Here is an 18,818-nt window from a genome sequence, read left to right on the forward strand (position 1 = left end):
GGCGGCGCGGAGGGCGAGGACGCCGGCGGCGCGGAGGGTGGGGAGGCCGATTCCGCCGCCGACTCGTTCAACGGCAAGTTCGACGTCGGCCTCTTCGACTCCATCGTGACGCTGCTGAACGAGTACCTCACGTCGTACTCGATGGACGGGTCGGTGCCGGGGCCGCAGGGCACCTCCCACCAGACGCTCGTCCCCTACCAGCGGTTCGAGACCGCCGACGGCGCCCTCGTCACCGGCGTCCCGAGCGACGACCGGTGGGACGACTTCGTCGAGCTGGTCGGCCGNNACGCCGACGCCGTCGTCGGGATCATCGAGGCGGAGTTTGCGACGGAGTCGACGGAGTACTGGCTCGACCGCCTCATCGACTACGGCTTCCCCTGCGGCCCGATAAACGACGTTGAGGACGTCGTCCACTACGACCAGACGCGGGCGCGCGACCTCGTCGTCGAACACGACGACCCCGACTGGGGCGAGTGCCTGCTCCCGGGCCACCCGATCAACTTCCCCGAGCACGACGACGTCATCCGGTCGCCCGCGCCGCGTCTGGGCGAGCACACGGAGTCCGTGTTCGCCGACGTCGCCGGGGACCAGACGACGCTCGACGAGTGGCGCGAGGGCGGCGCGTTCGGCGACTGATACGGAAAAACGGTTTCTCGTCGCGTTTGTTTATAAACGGTTGACTTCGGATCGACGGTGAACCACTCCANNGCACCTCACGCCTCCCCAGCCTCGTCGCTCACTCCGTTCGCGACTCCCTCGCGCGTGCGGTTCACGGCCTGTCGGCCGCTCACCGGCACGCGCCACTGCACCCTCGCAACCATTGATAAACACCGTCGCCGCGCTCGTCCCTATTTAACTACCGAACGACGTCCGCGAGCCGAGGCGCCCTACGCCAGCGCGTCGGCGATCTTCTCGATCGGGTGCGGCGGCTTCTCGTCGTACTCGTCGCCGATCTGCGTCCGGCAGGAGGCCCCGGGGGCGACGACGGAGTCGCCGTCGCTGTCGTCGATCCGGTCGAACAGCATGGAGCCGATGGCCTGGCTCATCGAGTAATGCTCCGACTCGTAGCCGAACGTCCCGGCCATCCCGCAGCAGGAGGTGTCGAGCGGGTCGACCCGGAACCCCGTCCGCCGGAGGACGCCGACCGCGTGGTGGTCCTTCTTCACCGACTTCTGGTGGCAGTGGCCGTGGTAGGTGAGCCGCTCCGCGCCGCCGTCGGCGTCGAGCGCCTCGTCGAGCCGGCGGGTGTCGAGGTACTCCAACACGCCGTAGGCGTGCTCGGCGACCTGTGCCGCGGCGTCGGACGACAACAGGTCGAGGTAGTCGGACTGCAGCATGACGGCGTCGGACGGCTCGACCACGACGACGTCGCGCCCGTCGTCGACGTGCGCCGCCAGCGTCGCGACGTTGGCTTCGGCCGTCTCGCGGGCCTTCCCGAGGAGCCCCTTCGAGTGCGCGGGGCGGCCGCTGTCGGTGATCTCCTCGGCGACGGAGACGTGGACGCCCGCCGCTTCGAGCACCCTGACCGCGGCCTTCCCGGCCTTCGGGTTGTTGTAGTTCGTGACCGTGTCGGGCACCAGCACGACGCGCCGGTCCGCGGTCGACTCGCTCACCGTCGACCCGCCGCGGTCAGCCCACCAGTCCACGAACGTCTCGCGGTGGAACGTCGGGAGCGAGCGCTCTCGGGCGATCCCGAGCGTCTTCTCCATGACGACGCGCGCGCCGGGGACCTTGGTGCCGAGGTTCGACAGGGGCGCCGTCGCGCTCCCGAGCTTCGAGAGCGCGTCGACGTTCGCGAACAGCTTCGACCGGAGGTCCGCCCCGTGTTCCTCGTGGTGGGCGTGTTCCACCTCCACCTTCATCTTCGCCATGTCGACCTCGCTGGGACAGTCGATCGAACACCCCTTACAGCCGACGCAGAGGTCGAGCACCTCGCGCATGAACTCCGTGTCGAACCGCTCGTCCTCGGAGAGGTCCCCGCTCATCGCCTGCCGGAGCAGGTTCGCGCGACCGCGAGTGCTGGTGATCTCCTCCTGTGACGCCCGGTAGGTCGGACACATCACGCCGCCCGCGCCCTCCTGACTGGTGCGACACCCGCCACAGCCGTGACAGAGTTCGGCCATTCCTTGGAACCCGTTCTCGTTCTCCCACTCCAAGGCCGGCTCGAAGCCGGCGTCGAACTCGTACTCCTCCCCGAACCGGAGGTTCTCGCTCATGTCGTGGTCGCCGCAGACGCTCCCGGGGTTGAGCAGCCAGTCGGGGTCGAACGCCGTTTTCAGGTCCTGAAAGACGTGCCAGAGGCGATCGCCGTACAGCTTCCGGTTCCACTGGGTCCGGGCGCGCCCGTCGCCGTGCTCGCCGGAGACCGACCCGCCGTACTTCACCGCGAGGTCCGTGGCGGCGTCGGAGATGGACACCATCGTCTCGGTCCCCTCGGCGTTCTTCGTGTTGATGAGCGGCCGGACGTGCATGCAACCCGGGCCGGCGTGCGCGTAGAAGCTCCCGAACGTGTCGTGGTCCTCGAAGATCTCCTTGAACTCCTTGGTGTACTCCGGCAGGTGCTCCGGCGGAATCGCGAGGTCCTCGATGAACGCGATGTGCTTCTCGTCGCCCGTCCGCGACAGCAGGATCGGCGTCGACGCCTTGCGCATCTTCCAGAACTTCTTCTGGGTCTCCTCGTCGTACGCCGCCATCCCGTCGAACGCCAAGTCGCCGACGCGGTCTTCGATGAGGTCGTCGACCTGCCTCTTGGCCGACTCCTCGTCGTCGGCGTAGAACTCGATCAGCAGGAACGAGTCGGTCTCGTCGGGCAACAGGCCGATGACGTCCTTGAACTCCTCGAGTTCGCGCGCCAGGTCGACGAGGACGCCGTCGAGCACTTCGACCGCCGCCGCGTCGTGTTCGAGGATCGGGCCGACGTCCTCCATCGCGTCGAGCAGGTCGTGGTACGTGAGCAGCGCGACCCCCTTCGTCTCCGGAATCGGCTCCAAGCTCACTTCGGCCTCGGTGACGATCGCGAGGGTCCCCTCGCTCCCGACCAGCAGGCGCGCGAGGTTGACGGTCCCCGATTCGGCCTCCTCGATCAGCACGTCGAGGTTGTACCCCGACACGTTCCGCTTGAGGTCGGGGTACCGCTCGTCGACCTCGTCGGCCTCCTCGTCGATGATTCGGACGATCTCCGCGTAGATGCGTTCGAGGGTCGTTCCGTCGGGGTCGGCCGCCCCGCGGAGCTCCGCGACCGAGACCTCGCCGAACGTCTCGACGCTCCCGTCGGCCAGCACCGCCTCGACCTCCTCCACGTAGGCGTCCGTCTTCCCGTACTTCAGGGAGTGCGCCCCGGTCGTGTTGTTCCCGATGGCGCCGCCGAGCGCGCTCCGGTCCGCCGTCGACGGGTCGGGGGCGAACTTCAGGCCGTGCGGCTCGAGGGTGCGGTTCAGCTCGCCGAGGGTGATCCCCGTCCGGGCCCGGGCCCGTTCGCCCTCGGGGTCGACGTCGACCACGTCGGTCATGTACCGCGTGAAGTCCAAGACGATCGCCTCGTTCACCGACTGGCCGGCGAGGCTCGTCCCGCCGCCGCGGGGGAGCGCGGGGATCTCCTCCGCGGCGCAGTACTCCATCACGGCGGCGACGTCCGCGGTCGAGGTCGGGTAGACGACCCCGATCGGCGTCACCTCGTACGCGCTGGCGTCGGTCGCGTACATCTGCTTGGAGTACTCGTCGAAGCGCACGTCGCCGTCGACGAGCGCGTCGAGGTCGGCGACGAGCGACGAGTCGTGCTCGGTCTCGCTCTGGTAATCGTAATTCGCCCGCGGGTCGGTGGACGGATCCGGTGCTGTGTTCTTCGATCCCATCGGTTAATTGACTGTCCTCAGTGTGGCGTAGGCATGAATGTTACGCGTCAACACGGTACGACTGCCGGGAGGACGCGAGTCGTCGCTCCGAGTCGCGCGGAACGCGTCGGGGGTTCGAACCGCCCGGACGCGGTCCCGTCGCGGCGGTTACTCGCGCTGCTGGGCGTCGACGACGGCGACGCTCGCGAGGTTGACGATGTCCTTGACCTCGTCGCCCCGCTGGAGCACGTGGACCGGCTCGTCCATGCCGACGAGCATCGGGCCGATGGCGTCCGCGTCGCCCAGCCGCTGGAGCAGCTTGTAGCCGATGTTCCCCGACTCCAGGTTCGGGAAGACGAGGACGTTTGCGGCCTCGTCGAGCTCGGAGAACTCGTAGGTGTCGGTGAGCATCTCCTCGACGAGCGCCGTGTCGGCCTGCATCTCACCGTCGACCGGGAAGTCGACCGCCGGGTCGTCGCGGAGCATGGCGGCCGCCTCCCGCGGCGCCTCGGTCGTGTCGGCGTCGACGCTCCCGAAGTTGGAGTACGACAGCAGCGCCGCCCGCGGGTCGACGTTGAACTGCCGCGCCAGGTCCGCGGTGTGGCGCGTCGTCTCGGCGAGCACGTCGGCGTCGGTCTCCCGGTTGACCGTGACGTCGGCGAAGAACACGACCCGGTTCCCGATCGTCAGCATGTAGACGCCGGAGACGTACTCGGCGTCGTCGGCGGTCCCGATGACCTGCAGCGGCGGCCGGAGCGCCGAGGGGTAGTGGTGGGTTAGCCCCGTCAGCATGGCGTCGGCGTCGCCCTGGTCGACCATCACGCTGCCGAGGTAGTCGGTGTTGTTGCGGATCAGGTCGCCCGCCTCGCTGCGGGTGATGCCCTTCCGCTTGCGGAGCTCGTGGAGGCGGTCCGCGTACTCGTCGTACTCCCCGGTGGTCGGGTCGACGACGGTCGCCTCGAAGTCGAGGCCGAGGTCGCCGACGGTCCCGGCGATGGCGTCGGCGTCGCCGAGCAGGACGGGCTCGGCGATCCCCTGCTCGGAGAGCTGGTACGCCGCGCGGATCATCTTCTCGTCTTCACCCTCGGCGAGCGCGATGCGCTTGGGGTCCTGTTTCGCCTTGTTGACGACGATCCGCATCATCTCGCGCGACTTCCCGACGCGCGCCTCCAAGTCGTCGCGGTACGCTTCGAGGTCGACCTCGTCGCGCGCGGCGCCGGACTCCATGGCCGCCTCCGCGACCGCCGGCGCGACCTCGAACAGCACGCGCGGGTCGACCGGCTTCGGGAGGATGTACTCCGGCCCGAACTGGAGCGGCTCGTCGCCGTACGCCTTCAGCACCGCGTCGGGGACGTCCTGCCGCGCCAGCTCCGCCAGCGCCTCCGCGCAGGCGACCTTCATCTCCTCGTTGATCTCCGAGGCCCGGACGTCGAGCGCGCCGCGGAAGATGAACGGGAAGCCGAGCACGTTGTTCACCTGGTTCGGGTAGTCGGACCGGCCCGTCGCCATGACCACCGTGTCGTCGCGGGCGTTCTTCCCCTCCTCGTAGCCGATCTCCGGGGTCGGGTTCGCCATCGCGAAGATGATCGGATCGTCGGCCATCGACCGCACCATCTCCGGCGAGACGATCCCGCCGGCCGAGAGGCCGACCAGCACGTCCGCGCCCTCCATCGCGTCGGCGAGGTCGCCGTCCGGGACGTCCCGGGCGAACTCACGCTTGTACTCGTTGACGTCGCCCGCTTCGGCCCGCGCCTCCGTGATGATGCCCGTCGAGTCACAGAGCGTGATGTTGTCCCGCTCGACCCCGAGCGAGACGTAGAAGTGCGCGGTCGCGAGCGCCGACGCGCCGGCTCCCGAGAACACGACCTTCACGTCGCCGAGGTCCTTGTCGACGATGTCGGCGGCGTTGATCAGGCCGGAGCCGTTGATGATGGCGGTGCCGTGTTGGTCGTCGTGGAACACCGGGATGTCCATCTCGTCCTGGAGCCGGTCCTCGATCTCGAAGCACTCCGGCGCTTTGATGTCTTCGAGGTTGATCCCGCCGAACGTCGGCTCCATCGCCGCGACGGCCTCGCAGAAGGGGTCGACGTCCGCGATGTCGAGCTCGACGTCGAAGACGTCGACGTCCGCGAACCGCTTGAACAGCACTCCCTTCCCCTCCATGACCGGCTTCGACGCCGTGGCGCCGATATCGCCGAGACCGAGCACGGCCGAGCCGTTCGAGACGACCCCGACGAGGTTCCCCTTCGCCGTGTAGTCGTACGCCTTCTCGGGGTCGTCTGCGATCTCGCGGCACGGCCCCGCCACGCCGGGCGAGTAGGCCAGCGAGAGGTCTCGCTGGGTGTTCGTCGGCTTCGTCGTCGCGATCTCGATCTTCCCGGGCGGGTCGGCCCGGTGATACTCCAATGAGTCGTCTTCTAGCGTCATACCGATCGATTACGCGAATCGCATAAATACTTATGGGCGTCACCGTCCCGTCTCGCGATGCGCGGCCCCTCGCGCCGGCGCGGCGGACCGTCGAGCGCGGATCGAAATACGAGCATACGGGATCGGTCGACGAGGCGGCCACGCGGCGCCTCGCCGCGCTCCGCGAAACGCCCCGCCGCCCGGTCGGCCCGTCCGAGCATCTCGAACGCGGTCCACCGACCGGGCCGACCTCGGACTACCGGGCCGCGGGCGCCGTCGACCGCCGAGCTCTCCCGGGCCTCACTCCAGGTCGGGCCGAGAGAGCTCCGTCTCCTTGGCGGTGATTATCTCTAAGAGGGCCGGCGTGCCCTCCTCCGTCTTCTCGATGGCGCGTTCGAGCGCGGGCGCGACCTCCTCGGGGTCCTCGACGCGCTCCCCGTAGCCGCCGAGGGCCTCGCCGACGTCGGCGAAGTCGCCGCCGAACGGCGTGTCGTACGACGCCATCTCGTAGTTGTTCAGGTGGACGGTGAGGATCGGGGCGTCCTCGCGGACCGCCGTCTCGAAGTCGAGTCCGGTCATTCCGATGGCGCCGTCGCCCATGATGTTGAGACAGAGCTTCTCGGGGAAGCGGACCTTCGCGCCGATCGCGAGCCCGAGCCCGTAGCCCAACTGCGTCGTCTTCCCCCAGCCGATGTACGAGAGTGGCTCGTCCGTCTCGTAGAACGGCGCGAGGAAGTCCCGCGGGTTCCCGGCGTCGGCCGTGATGACCGTCTCGTCGGGGTCGACGACGTTCGTGATCTCGTGGATCACGCGGTAGGGGTTGATCGGGGTCTCGTCGGACGTGAGCTTCGGCTCCCACTCGTCGAGCCAGTCGGCCTTGACCGCCGCGATCTCCTCGGCCACGTCGTCGAAGCGGCCGCGGTCGTCGTCGACGCGCTCCGCCACGGCGTCGGTCACCGCGTCGAGGACGAGCTGCGCGTCGCCGACGAGCGCCATCTCCGAGCCGACGTCTTTGTCGATGTCGGTGGGATCGAGCGTCGAGTGGATCACCGTCTTGCCCTCGGGGACCGTGATCCCGTAGGCGGTCTCGGTGAAGCTGCAGCCGACGCCGAAGAGGACGTCGCACTCGTCGAGGAAGTGCGCGAGCTGTCCGGGCTCGCTCTTGCTCCCGGCGCCGAGCGAGAGCGGGTGGCTCTCGGGGAAGGCGCTCTTCCCGTTCAGGCTCGTGGCGACCGGCGCTTCGAGCGTTTCGGCGAGCTCCTTCAGCTCGTCCCACCCGTTGGCGTAGTGAACGCCCTGTCCGGCGAAGATGACCGGGTTCTCCGCGTCGACGAGGGCGTCCGCGACCGCCGGGACCGCGTCGGGGTCCACGCCCGCGCGGTTGGCGCTCGACGGCTCGTACTCGAAGTCGCCGATCTCCTCCCAGAAGACATCCTTCGGCACCTCGACGACCGCGGGGCGGGGGCGGCCGTTGCGCGCCGCGGTGAACGCCCGGCGGAACGTCTCCCCGACCGCGTCCGGGTCCGAGAGCTGCTCGCACGTCTTGCTCACGCTCTGGTAGCTCACCAGGGAGTTGAACTTCGGATCGACGTCCGTCTTGGCGCGATCGTAGCCGGCCGGGATCGCCACCAGCGGCGACGACTCGCCGTACGCCTGCGCGACGGCGCCGATGGAGTTCTCCGTCCCCGGACCGTGCTGGCAGGCGAAGGCGACGACCTCGTCGCCGGACGTGAGCCGGCCGATAGCGTCCGCCATGTGGACCGCCGTCCGCTCCTGACGAGTGATGATCGTCCGGAGACCGGCGTCTTCGGCGGCGCCCGTGTCGAACAGCGGGTTACTCGGGAATCCGAACAGATACTCTACACCCTCCTCTTTCAGTGCTTTCGCGATGGCTTCTGTAACGTTCATCTTTTATTTGATCGTATACTTCTGGCTCCGGTCCGGGGTTAAATAAAGGTACCTGTCGAGGCCGGTTTCGTCGCTTCGAGCGTCGCTGCGGACCGAGCCGTCGCGGCCGCGTCCCTAATCTTGCCGGCTCCCGAAGGACTGATACGCCGCTGTGACGACGGTCCGCGTATGTCAGACCGAGCGCAACTCGATACCCTGTCCGTTCACGACTCCGTCGAGAACGTCATTCCGCCCGAGGCCTTCGTTAAGGCGTTCGACGACCTCGACCTCGACGTCGGACTGGTCGGCGACGGCGAGAGCTACGACGAGACCGACGCCGTCGCCACCTACGTCCCCCGACCGGAGTTCCTCGACGCGGGGTGGGTCCACTGTATCCGCGCCGGCTACGACGAGTTCGACACCGCGGCCTACGAGGCGGCGGGCGTCCCGCTCACCAACAGCACCGGCATTCACGACACCACCGTCAGCGAGGTCGCGCTCGGCTACATGCTGTCGCTCGCGCGTCTCCACCACGTGTACCGCGACCACCAGAACGAGCGGCACTGGTACACGCCGGCGTACGAGCGGCCGTTCACCGTGGAGAACGAGCGGCTCTGCGTCGTCGGTCTCGGAACGATCGGCCGGGGGATCGCCGAGCGCGCCGACGCGCTCGGGATGGACGTGATCGGGATCAGACGGTCCGACGAGCCGGTCCCGGGCGTGTCGGAGATATTCGACCCGTCGGACCTCCACGACGCCATCGACGACGCGCGCTTCGTCGCGCTCGCGCTGCCGCACACCCCCGAGACCGACGGGCTCATCGGGGAGGCGGAGTTCGAGGCGATGCGCGACGACGCGTACCTGATCAACGTCGCCCGAGGCCCGTTAGTCGACGAGACCGCGCTCGTCGACGCGCTCGAGAGCGACGCGATCGGCGGCGCGGGGCTGGACGTGTTCGAGACCGAGCCGCTCCCAGACGACTCCCCGCTCTGGGGCTTCGAGGACGTGATCATCTCGCCGCACAAGGGGTCAGCGACCAACCGGTACCACCTCGACATCGCCGAGCTCGTGACGGAGAACGTCGAGCGCTATCAGGCGGCCGAATCGCTGCGGAACCGCGTCGCGTAACCCTTCTCGGCCCGCTGCCGATCCGCAGCCGAGATGTTTCGTCATTCCGAACGACTGATTATCGAGTTTTCGGAATATCGTACATTACGACGTTGTCTTGCTACTGGTGTTTTTTCGAGTCATTTCGGACGTTCTGTCGGCTTTGACCGAAATATCGCCTGTTTCGGTCAGTCACCGAGAGCCAATACGACCGAATCCGATCCAGATTCGGGTCGAATCACCCACCGTCGAGAAGAAAATCGGTTTCCTATATTCGAACTGCGAGTCGTGTCATTCGTTCGGCCGGCGAGCGGCTCCGCTGCCGAATTCGGCTCATTCACCCGGATCATTACATTACTACGATTGTAATGATGTCGACTGGTGGTGTAATTGTAATTCGCGTGTGTTCACGACCGTCCGTGGGTGAGGTTGACCTCGATCACGTTCGCCGTCCGGTTGAGGCTCTCGGTGTACGCGCGCCGCTGCTCCTCGGGCTTCAGGCGGCTGATCGGCGTCATGATGCTGATCGCGGCGTTTCGACGCTCTCCGGTCTCGATCGGCGTGCCCACGCATCCGAGCCCGCCCAGTCGCTCCTCTTCGTTGTACGCGAACCCCTCCTCGCGGATCCGGTCGAGCTCCTCGAACAGCGCGTCCCGGGTCGTGATCGTCTCGTCGGTCCGAGCCGGCAGCCCGTGCCGGTCGACGATCTCGTCGACTCGCTCGTCGGAGAGGCTCGCGAGCAGGGCCTTGCCGAGCGCCGTCGTGTGGAGGTAGACGCGGCGTCCCAGGTGGACGTCGAAGTCGATCGCCTGCCGGCCGCGAGCGGTGTAGACGTAGATGCCGAGCCCCCGCTCCTCGAACAGCAGGTTCGCCAGTTCGCCCGTCTCCTCGGCCAGCTTGCGCACCTCCGGCTTCGCGACGTCGTAGACGCCGTCGTACTGCCGAGCGATCCCGCCGAACTCCAGGCAGCGGAGACCGAGCCGGTAGCCGTCCTCGCGCTTGACGACGAGCCCGTGCTCCTCGAGCGTGATCAGGTGTTTGTACACCGTGCTCTTGGCCAGGTCCAGGCTCTCGACCAACTCCGCGATAGAGACTCCCTCATCCCGGTCTGCGATGGCCGTCAGTACGCGCATAGAGGTCCCCGTCGCCCGTACCGACTCCGTTTTTGGCCTCTCCATACGCTACCTCACCGAAGGCGGGTAATAAGAATTATGGGGCGGCCGTCGAGGTGGCTGTGTCGGGGAGAGTGTGTTCCGAACCGAGACTTCCTCGGTTTCCCAAACTCATTACGGCATGATCGTGCTGCCCTCCTCTATTCTAATACAGTGTTTCATAGAGGGATCGAGTCGCTCGGATTCGGACGCAGACTACTCGAGACGACGGGCGGCTCGTAATTGATCGACAATCACCGGGCCGAAGCCTCGAATCGTGGTGGTGCTGAAAAAATTACATTAGTGCGGGTGTAAAGACGACGAAGGCGAGTTCAATTCGGATCGCTTGATCCATGACAAACGTATGATTGTAATGGGAATATGCTCGGATCCTATCGGCATCAGGACATCGAGTTCTCGAGTTCGAACTCGTTTGCGACGCCGAGGAGAGTTCTCGGGATTTCCTCTTCGAACCGATCTTCGGTCATCCGATTTGCGGGACTGGCGACGCTAAAGGCACCGACCACACGGCCATCGGAGCCGTCGACGGGGACCCCGACGGCCTTCACTCCCTTCAACTGCTCCTCGTCGTTGAAAGCGACACCTCGGTCCTCGACAGCTTCCAGTTCCTCGAGTAGCACGGACCGGTCGGTGATGGTGTTCTCCGTGCTTGCAGGGAGTCCCCACTCTTCGATGATGTCGATGACTCGCTCTCGAGGGAGCCGGGAGAGGATCGCCTTTCCGGCAGCGGTCTGGTGGAGGTGGAACCGCTTGCCGACGGTGGAGTACTTCCAGACGGCGTGCTTCCCGGAGTAGGTGTACATGTAAACACCCCGACCGTTCTCCTCGACGACGAAGACGGCGCGACACTCCGTCTCCCGAGCGAGCTGGTCTGTGTACGAGTCGGCGATCCTGTAGGCGTTTCGCCTGTTGCGAACGTAGTCGGCCAGTCCGAGGAAATGGAGGCTGAGGTGGTAGCGGTCTCCTGATTTGACGACGTAATCCGCGCCGACGAGAGTCGAGAGGTGAGCGTGAACGGTGCTCGCCGAGAGGTCGAGCGCCTCCGCGAGCTCCGTCACGCGAGCGCCGTCCAACTCGCGCAACTTCTCCAGGATCTCGAGCGAGGTCATCGTGGCCTGAATCTGCCGACTGCCGCTGTTACCGTTCATGCGTACGCATATCCCCGGTAGTATATAAAGTTCGCGTGTACCGAACCGCGAGATACTTCCTCGATATCATTCAAGGATTAAATACCTGGTAGCACGTGACACGCCAACATAGTATATAAAATTCGCGTCTCCACAACCGTTCTCCGAGAATAAGCGAGCGGCGGCTTTCCGTCGGCAGGCGGGACCCGCAACTCCGAGCCGTCGAAAGTTGCGATCCCGACCCGTTTGAGAGCGCGATCTGGCCGAACCGGACGCGAAAGCTCCGGTGTTCGGTGGAGGATAGCGACTGAGAGAGGATTCGCGCATCCCGAATATGCGTGGACAATTCGAACGCTCGGTCGGGTCTCTCGAAGCGTCGAGACTCAGATTCCGAGCATCTCGCGAGCGTCCGCGGGGGACGCAACGGACCGTTCGAGTTCGTCGGCGATGCGTGCGGTCCGCCTGACGAGCTGCGCGTTGCTCTCGGCGAGTTCTCCCTTCCGGTAGTAGACGTTGTCTTCCATTCCGACGCGGACGTGACCGCCCATCGTGATGGCCGCCGTCGTCATCGGGAGCTGGTGTCTGCCGACTGCGAGACACTGCCACTCGACGGGGTCGGGCAGGTTATCGACGAAGGCCTTCAGGTTATGCGGCCCGGGCGGCATCCCGTTCTGCATCCCGAAGATGACCGTCGCCCAGTACGGTTCCGCGAGGAGCCCCTTCTCGATCAGGTGTTCAGCCTCCGGGATGTGGCCCGGATTGAACAGTTCGAGTTCGGGTTTGACCCCGGCCGCACGCATTCGCTCGGCGTACTCCTCGTTCTGTTCGCGCGTGTTCTCGGCCGTCCGCGTCTGGCCGAAGTTGATCGGACCGAGGTCGACGGTCGCCATCTCCGGTCGTGGATCCGTCTCTAGCACCGGAGCGATGCGCTCTTCTCGCGGGTAGATGCCGCCACCGCCCGTGGTGAAGTTGACGATGATGTCGTCGCAGCGCTCGTCGATTTCGTCTCTGAGCTCCTGATACCTCGCCACCGATTTCGTCTTGTTCCCGTCTTCGTCACGCGCGTGGAGATGGACGATCGACGCCCCCGCCTCCTCACAGGCGGCGACGTCCCGTGCCACTTCGGCGGGCTGTGTCGGAAGATTCGGATTCGCTTCTTTTCCTTGATGTCCCCCGGTCGTCGCGACGGAGATGATGAGCTTTCGGTCAAAGTGATCTCTGTAGCCACTGTATGGCATACCTCAACCGACCCATCTCAACGTGTTAATTCTTCCGGGGACGCGCCTGAGACGACCGGTTCGTGACGCAACGCGGACCCGCGACAGTTCCCGGACTCACGGCTGTCGCTCGGTAGTGCGTCTGCACGTGCGAGGCTCAGTTTGGGTGAAATACCCTAATGTTTATTAACACTGTTCGGAATGTGAGCGTATGCAGCAAGATAGCACAGCGCTGGTTACCGGTGGCGGTCGCGGTATCGGTCAAGCAATCTGCGTCGAACTGGCACAACGCGGGGCCGATATCGTCATCGCCGACCTGAACGCCGACGAGATGCAGGAGACCGTCGAACTCGTCGAGGCCGAGAACGGGCGTGCCCGCGCGCTCGAGACGGACGTCACCGATCTCGACTCCGTCGAATCGACGGTCGAGACCGCACTCGAGGAGTTCGGCAACGTGGAGTGGCTCGTTAACAACGCCGGCATCGCCGGACCGACTGCGCCGTGCGAGTCCATCGACGCGGACGAGTGGGACGCCACGCTCGACGTGAACCTCCGCGGAGCGTTTTACACCTGCCGGACGCTGCTTCCCTCGATGAAACGACAGTCGTACGGCCGCATCGTCAACATCTCCTCGGTGACAGGGAAACGGCCGCTCACCCAGCGGACACCGTACGCGGCAGCGAAGATGGGTCTCATCGGCTTCACGCGAACGCTCGCGGCCGAGGTGGGCGACCACGACATCAACGTCAACGCGATCTGTCCGGGATCGGTCGACGGGCCCCGCATCCGGCGCGTCTTCGAAGAGAAAGCGGAGGCTACCGGTCGGTCCTACGAGGCGGTCCGATCCGACGCCGAAAATCAGAGTCCCCGGCACGAACTGGTAAACAGAGAGGATGTCGCGAACACTGTCGCGTTTCTCTGTTCGACCGACGCCGATCGGATGACCGGACAGGATCTCAACGTCTCGGCAGGCAAAGTGATGTACTGACGATTCGCCGTAGCGACGCCCTGTGACGGACTGACGAATCTCGGTGCATAAGCCAGCAGGAACGGACCGCGCCCGGCGAGAGGGATGACTAAGGAAGTGTATCGTATGATCGACCATAAACTATATAACCGGTGACTCTCCACACCCTATTGACGCAAACATGGCACAAGATAGCACCAACCAGACGAGACGCCGGTTTATGAAGAAAACCACCGTCGGCGGGTCCGCGATCGCATTGGGTGGTCTCGCGGGATGTACCGGAAACTCGGGCGGTGACGGCTCATCGGGTGGGGACGGCTCGTCCTCGGACGGCTCGAACGGCTCGGACGGATCCGATGGCTCGATGACATCGATGGCGTCCATCGCAAACCGACAGAACTCCTACTGGCTCAGCTGGGAGAAAGGCTACCTGGAGGCGTGCGAGGCCTTCGGCTACGACACGAACGTCCAGACGAACAACGGCGAGGTCCAGACGCAGCAGCAACAGTTCGATTCGGCGGTCTCTAACGACGCCGACTTCATCGTCGGCCAGACGTACACCAACGCTGCCGCGATCACGCTGGCGGAGACGCTGGTGGAGGCGGGAACCCCCGGTGTCCTCGCCGTCACCATCGCCGACTGGTACGTCCCGCAGGACGCCGGCGGGGAGTACGTGACGTTCTTCACGCCGCACTTCGTCAACCACGCGTACAGCGCCGCGAAGATGCTGTTCGAGTCGATGGACGGCAGCGGGAAGTTCGTTCACATCGAGGGGAACCGAGGGACGGCCCCGAACATCGGCCGGAACAAGGGCGTCGATCTGGCGATGCAGGAGTACCCCGACATCGAAATGGCGGGGCCACGCCAGCCGGGCAACTGGATTCGCTCTGACTCTCGGTCGGTCATGAACGACAAGGTCTCCCAGTTCGGCGACGAAATCGGCGGCTTCTTCGGCCAGAACGACGCCGTCGCGCTCGGTGGAATCACCGTCCTCGAGGAGAACGACATCGACGTCCCCGTCGTCGGCATCGACGCCAGCGAGCCCGGACTCGCGGCCATCGACGAGGATCGGATGACCGGCACCGTCTCGGGCATGGGCCCGTGGCAGGCCGGCTGGTCGGTCGCGAAGTGTCACGACTTCCTCAACGGACACACGCTCAGCGACGCGGAGAAGATGATGTCGTTCAACGCGCCGGTCTGCGTGAAGAACCCCGACGACTGGACCGACACGATCGACCGGCTCCCGGTCGTCGACGCCGCCGACTACAACGAAGCGATCTTCTCGGGCGAGACGCCCTACGACTGGAAAAAGATGTCCGTCGTCGAGTCCGGCGAGGACGCTTGGGACCCACAGATCGACATGCAGCCAATGAGCCTCGACGGCATGAAAGAGGTTCTCGACTGGAAAGAAGACGACAAACCGAGCGGCTATTCGCTCCCGGGCGCGTACACCGATAGCGCGGTTCAAGAGGAGACGGCGCAGCAGTACGTGGACCGATTCCAGTCGAATCCGCTCAAATAATCCTTGTCAAAATCCCCCATGGCATCACAGACACATACCAACGCGACGGACGCGGGCCAACCCGACCCGACTGACGGGGGCGACCACAGCTTTCGCGTCGAGGGTATCTCGAAGTCGTTCCGCCACGTGCAGGCCCTCAAAGACGTGTCGCTGGCCGTCGACCACGGCGAGGTCATCGGGCTGGTCGGAGAAAATGGCGCGGGCAAGAGCACACTTCTGAACATCCTGACCGGCGTGTTGCAGGCCGACGAGGGACAGCTGTTCGTCGACGGGGAAGCGGTCACGTTCACGAACCCGCGTGAAGCGGCGAACTACGGCGTCTCGCTCGTCCATCAAGAGCAGGACATCATCAAGACCATGCGGGGGTACGAGAATCTCTATCTCGGGCGAGAGCTCGAACGCCTCGGAGTGCTCGAGAAAGAGAAGATGCGTAAGGAGGCGCAGGCCTTCGTCGATGACTTGGGCATCAATATCGACGTGGACGAGCGCGTCCGCAACTACTCGTTCAACGAGCGCCAGATGCTCGAGATCGCGAAGGCGTTTCACGTCTCACAGAAGTCCGAGAATCCCGTCATCCTCCTCGACGAACCGACGGCCGCGCTCGAGGAGAGCGGCCGCCAGATCCTCTTCGACCTCGTGAACGACCTGCGGGACCGGGCGACGTTCGTCTTCGTCTCCCACGAGCTCGACGAGGTGCTGCAGATATCCGACCGGATCTACGTTCTCAAAGACGGCGAGCGCGTGGCGGACATGGCGACGGCCGACGCCACCACAGAGACGCTGCAGAAGGCGATGGTCGGCCGGGAGACCGCCGACGAGTACTACCGGGTCCCCGACCAGCAGCGCGACACCGAACTCGGCGAGACGGCCCTGACCGTCGACGGCGCGGTCCACGGTGACGCGGTCGGGCCAATCTCGCTTTCCGTCCGTGAGGGCGAGATATTCGGGATCGTCGGCGTCGAGGGCTCGGGAAAACAGCAGTTGGGTCGCCTGCTCGCGGGCGACCTCGCCATAACCGAAGGCTCGGTGTCGGTCGGCGACACCACCCTGCAGAGCCCGACGGTGTCGGATATGGTCGACGCGGGCGTCGGCTACATTCCGAAAGACCGGAAGTCCGAGGGCCTGTTGCTCTACCAGTCGGTGTTGGTCAACACCTCTCTCGCGATGGTCCGGGACATGAACGGCAACGTGCCGTTGCTCGACCTCGACGCCGAACGGCAGGCGACCGTCGACGCCATCGAGGAGCTGTCGATCAAGACGCCGGGCCCCGACGCGCTGGTTCACGGCCTGAGCGGTGGGAACCAGCAGAAGGTCGTCATCGCCCGTTGGCTGGCCCAAGAGACGCCGATACTCGTGATGGACAACGTGACCCGAGGCATCGACGTCGGTGCCAAAGAGGAGGTGTACCGTCTCTGCCGTGAGCTGGCCGACCAAGGCGTCTCGATCGTCTTCATCGGCGACGAGCTGCCCGAGGTCATCGGTATGTCCAACCGCATCGCCGTGATGGCGAACGGAGAGTTCGTCGGCGAGCCCATAGACGCCTCGCCGGGGAACAAACCGACCGAACAAGACCTGATACAGGAGATGATCTGACAATGAGTACAAGTGGCGTCAGCGAGTGGATCACCGACCAGCGAGAACAGCGCACGCTCCACGACTGGATACAAGACTTGGGCCCGTTCGTCATGCTGTTCGGGCTGATACTCACGTTCTCGTTCACGACGGACCGCTTCCTAACCGAGGCCAACCTGCTCGACAACGTCGCGAAAAACGCCGTCACGCTGTTGTTGGTGGCGCTTGCGGGGACCTTCCCGATTCTCCAGCAAAGCATCGACCTCTCTGTCGAGTCGATCGTGCTACTGACGGGCGTTGTGACCGTCGTCCTGATCTCGCAGTTCGGCTTGGGCCTCTTAGCCATCCCGATCGCCATCGGTGCCGGGATGCTTGCTGGCCTGTTCAACGGTATCATCTTCACGAAGCTCAAGGTCCCTTCGTTTCTCGTCACGCTCGGGACGCTCTCGGTGATGGCCGGGGTCGGGAAGATCATCACAGGCGGGTCGACCATTACGTTCCGGAACCCCGCCATCCGAACCATCTCGAACGGCGAGGTCTTGGGTATCCCCAACCTCGTGCTCTGGGGGCTGCTCATCTACGTCGGCACCATCGTCCTCGCGTTCCGGACGAAGTTCGGCCGGTACTGCTTCGCGCTGGGCGAGAACGAGCGCGTCGTCGAACTGGCCGGTGCGAAGGTCGACCGCTACAAGATCTACCCGTTCGTACTGTCGGGACTGCTCTGTGGGACCGCCGGCGTCTTGCTGACGCTGCGTATCTCGTCGGCCTCTCCGAACATCGGGAGCGGGCTCTTGCTCCCCAGCATCGCCGCCATCGTCATGGGCGGGACGGCCCTGACCGGCGGTGTCGGTGGGCCGCACCGAACTATTCTGGGGGTGCTCGTCATCGCGGTGCTGAACAACGGCATGAACCTGCTCGGCATCGACTCGTTCGTCCAGGAGATAATCCTCGGACTCGTGGTGGTCGGGGCGGTGGCCCTGTCGATCGACCGCGAGAAGATCGACGTGGTGAAGTAGAACGTCGCGTCCCGGTTCCCCTTTTTTCCGCCTTCGCCTTCCCGCGTGACCCGTCCGTTCGCGCCTCTCAGTCGCGTCCGGAACGAAACGAGACGCCCGCCGCGTCCGACAACCCGCGACGGGCAACGCGCGCTGGAGTACGCCCGTTCGATCCACGGCGGCGACGAATCCGTCTCCGTCTGCGCCATCGGCTACGGAGCGTCCGTCACCGATCCAGAATCCAAGTCGCCGGGCGCTCCCCGGAAAAAAGAGCGAGAAAACGGTCAGTCGGCGCTCACGGCGGTATCGACGTGCCCGCTCGGGACGGTGCCCTCGTCGGTCCAGCCGCGGCGCTCGTAATACTCGTCGAGCGCCGCTTCGAAGTTCGGCAGCGAGTAGGGGAGCGCGTCGTCTTCACGGTCGACGCCGCGATGATTGTTGAAGTGTCGTTCGAGGTCGACGACCTTCGATCCGACCGCTAAGAGCGTCTCGTAGTCGGTCGAGAACAGTCCCTCGAGCCGTTCGGGCGTCATGAAACTCCGCGAGAAGCGACAGATGATCCCGCAGTCCTCCAGCGCGCGGGCGTTCTCCTGCTCGATGACCATCTCGGGTTTCCCCTCAAGGCCCGTGGGATCGTACGCCTCCTCGCCGTCGACCAGGGGATACTCCCACGCGTACATCGTGGTAAACATGTGGTCTGCGCCCCTCGTGGCCGTCGCGTACGACAGCCCCTGGCCGTTCAGCGTGCGGCCGTCGTGGGCGGCGAAGTCGAGCCCTTTCACGGTCCAGTTCTCGACGCCTAACTCCTGGTGGAACCGGTCGATCCCCTCTGCGAGGAGGTCGCCGACGCCCTCTCGATGAGCGATCTTCTCGACCATCTCGAAGATCAGCTCCGTGTTCCCGAACTCCCCTTCGCTCGCCAAGTAGGCGGAGACGACGTTCCCGCAGGTGATGCTGTCCAGTCCGTACCTATCGCACAGCTCGTTCGACTGCATCACGTCGACGATATCGTCGAC

At 65.3% G+C, this 18,818-nt stretch carries 13 protein-coding genes; 6 read left to right on the forward strand and 7 right to left on the reverse strand.

Going from position 1 to position 18,818, the window contains the following annotated elements; all coding sequences use genetic code 11:
- Nucleotides 1-636 (forward strand): CoA transferase (locus tag DJ73_RS18550; protein ID WP_176451169.1); only part of this gene is annotated, 636 nt, incomplete at its 5' end.
- A gap of 251 nt (nt 637-887) precedes the next feature.
- Here the strand turns inward: DJ73_RS18550 and DJ73_RS18555 are convergent.
- The 3 genes from DJ73_RS18555 to DJ73_RS18565 all read right to left on the reverse strand — a co-directional run bounded on the left by DJ73_RS18555 (nt 888) and on the right by DJ73_RS18565 (nt 8,144).
- Nucleotides 888-3,851 (reverse strand): FAD-binding and (Fe-S)-binding domain-containing protein, encoded by a 2,964-nt coding sequence (locus tag DJ73_RS18555; protein ID WP_094558714.1) that lies wholly within the window; start codon nt 3,849-3,851, stop codon nt 888-890.
- Nucleotides 3,852-3,998: 147 nt separating this feature from the next.
- Nucleotides 3,999-6,257: an NADP-dependent malic enzyme gene (locus DJ73_RS18560; protein ID WP_094558715.1), complete on the reverse strand. Its 2,259-nt coding sequence runs from the start codon at nt 6,255-6,257 to the stop codon at nt 3,999-4,001.
- Between the two features lie 279 nt (nt 6,258-6,536).
- On the reverse strand, nt 6,537-8,144 hold the full coding sequence (locus DJ73_RS18565; RefSeq protein ID WP_094558716.1) for a thiamine pyrophosphate-requiring protein: 1,608 nt from the start codon (nt 8,142-8,144) through the stop codon (nt 6,537-6,539).
- 168 nt (nt 8,145-8,312) lie between these two features.
- On the opposite strand from DJ73_RS18565, the gene ddh reads away from it, so the two are divergent.
- Nucleotides 8,313-9,251, forward strand: a complete 939-nt coding sequence (gene ddh, locus DJ73_RS18570) for a D-2-hydroxyacid dehydrogenase (protein WP_094558717.1) — start codon at nt 8,313-8,315, stop codon at nt 9,249-9,251.
- A 386-nt stretch (nt 9,252-9,637) separates the two neighbouring features.
- Here ddh and DJ73_RS18575 read toward each other — a convergent pair whose 3' ends face one another.
- From DJ73_RS18575 to DJ73_RS18585, 3 genes are all read right to left on the reverse strand, one after another.
- Nucleotides 9,638-10,408 carry an IclR family transcriptional regulator gene (locus DJ73_RS18575; protein WP_094522095.1) on the reverse strand — a complete coding sequence of 257 codons (771 nt, stop codon included), beginning with the start codon at nt 10,406-10,408 and terminating at the stop codon, nt 9,638-9,640.
- 374 nt (nt 10,409-10,782) lie between these two features.
- Nucleotides 10,783-11,550 carry an IclR family transcriptional regulator gene (locus DJ73_RS18580; protein WP_094558718.1) on the reverse strand — a complete coding sequence of 256 codons (768 nt, stop codon included), beginning with the start codon at nt 11,548-11,550 and terminating at the stop codon, nt 10,783-10,785.
- Nucleotides 11,551-11,912: 362 nt separating this feature from the next.
- Complete coding sequence (locus DJ73_RS18585) at nt 11,913-12,767, reverse strand: 3-keto-5-aminohexanoate cleavage protein (RefSeq protein WP_094558719.1); 855 nt, start codon at nt 12,765-12,767, stop codon at nt 11,913-11,915.
- 190 nt (nt 12,768-12,957) lie between these two features.
- Between DJ73_RS18585 and DJ73_RS18590 the strand changes: the two genes are divergently transcribed.
- From DJ73_RS18590 to DJ73_RS18605, 4 genes are all read left to right on the forward strand, one after another.
- Complete coding sequence (locus DJ73_RS18590) at nt 12,958-13,734, forward strand: SDR family NAD(P)-dependent oxidoreductase (RefSeq protein ID WP_176451170.1); 777 nt, start codon at nt 12,958-12,960, stop codon at nt 13,732-13,734.
- Between the two features lie 160 nt (nt 13,735-13,894).
- On the forward strand, nt 13,895-15,235 hold the full coding sequence (locus tag DJ73_RS18595) for a sugar ABC transporter substrate-binding protein (protein ID WP_094558720.1): 1,341 nt from the start codon (nt 13,895-13,897) through the stop codon (nt 15,233-15,235).
- 18 nt (nt 15,236-15,253) lie between these two features.
- Nucleotides 15,254-16,828 carry a sugar ABC transporter ATP-binding protein gene (locus DJ73_RS18600; protein ID WP_094558721.1) on the forward strand — a complete coding sequence of 525 codons (1,575 nt, stop codon included), beginning with the start codon at nt 15,254-15,256 and terminating at the stop codon, nt 16,826-16,828.
- A gap of 92 nt (nt 16,829-16,920) precedes the next feature.
- Nucleotides 16,921-17,823, forward strand: coding sequence for an ABC transporter permease (locus DJ73_RS18605; protein ID WP_094558724.1), 903 nt, complete (start codon nt 16,921-16,923; stop codon nt 17,821-17,823).
- A 263-nt stretch (nt 17,824-18,086) separates the two neighbouring features.
- Here the strand turns inward: DJ73_RS18605 and DJ73_RS18610 are convergent.
- Nucleotides 18,087-18,818, reverse strand: a 732-nt coding sequence (locus tag DJ73_RS18610; protein WP_217900460.1) for an aldehyde ferredoxin oxidoreductase C-terminal domain-containing protein, incomplete at its 5' end; no start/stop codon positions are given.

Origin of the sequence: Halorubrum sp. Ea1 (assembly GCF_002252965.1) — an archaeon.
GTDB lineage: Archaea > Halobacteriota > Halobacteria > Halobacteriales > Haloferacaceae > Halorubrum.